This is a genomic window from Streptomyces sp. SPB074 (assembly GCF_000154905.1).
Lineage (GTDB): Bacteria > Actinomycetota > Actinomycetes > Streptomycetales > Streptomycetaceae > Streptomyces.
In genome coordinates this window covers 1,174,448-1,175,464 of record NZ_GG770539.1, presented here as the reverse complement: position 1 = coordinate 1,175,464, position 1,017 = coordinate 1,174,448, and the positions used below count along the sequence as shown (strand labels likewise).

Here is a 1,017-nt window from a genome sequence, read left to right as displayed (position 1 = left end):
GTACCCCCCCGCCGGGTCCTCAGGACGCCGGGTTCTCCACCTTCGTGGCGGGCTTGCCGTCCACCGCGGCCGCGAGCTGCGGCACGAGGCGGTCCAGGACGTAGGGGATGCTCAGCACCGTCGAGAGCGACACAGCGTTGCCGTAGTCGCTCGTCTCCTTGACGAACACCTCACGCCCCTGCTTCGCCACGTTCAGGTCCCCGTAGATCTTGTCGGCGTGCAGCTTCTTCACCGAGGCGGTCGTGTCGGGGGCGATCCACAGGGCCGTGTCCTGGTCGAGCAGGTCGAGCCGCTCCTTGCTGATGTTGGCGCCGAACTCGTCCCCGATCACCTTGTCCAGGCCCGCGGGGAGCTTGAAGCCGAGATCGGACAGGAGCCGCGAGCGGGGGTCCTGGCTGCCGAAGACGAAGGTGCCCTCGTACGGGGTCGCGACGACGCCCGTCTTGCCGGCGAACTCCGGGTGCGCCTTCTTCGCCGCCGCGAACTTGCCCTCGACGCCCGCCACGAGCTTCTTCGCCTCGGCCGGCTTGCCGAGCGCCTTGCCGATCTCCTCCGTCTGCCGCTGCCACGGCACGCCGTAGTCGTTGAAGCCCTTGGGCTGCGCGACGACGGGCGCGAACTTCGACAGGCTCTCGTACTGCGCCTTCGTCAGCCCGCCGTAGACCGCGAGGACGAGGTCCGGCTTGAGGGCCGCGATGCGCTCCACCTGCGGGCCGGTGCCGCTGTCCTTGAGGACGACCGGCGCCTTGGCGCCGCCGAGGTCCTTCCGCGCCCACGGGCCTATCGCGCCCTTGTAGCCGCCCAGCCACTCGGTCGTGGCGACCGGCACCGTGCCGAGGGCGAGCACGGCGTCCTGGTCGGTGAGCCCGACGGTGACGACGCGCTTCGGCGCGGACTTCACCGTCGTGCTGCCGAATTTGTGCGCGAGCGTCACGGGGAAGGCCCCGGCCGCGGCCGAGTCCTTCGGCGCCTTCGTGTCACCGCCGTCGGCGGAATCCGAGTCGGAGCCGCAGGCGG

General features: G+C 70.9%; 1 protein-coding gene. It reads right to left on the bottom strand.

The features are described from left to right. Window positions 1–19: 19 nt before the first annotated feature. The coding region (locus SSBG_RS04785) for an iron-siderophore ABC transporter substrate-binding protein (protein ID WP_078491214.1) at window positions 20–1,017 on the bottom strand (998 nt) is incomplete at its 5' end.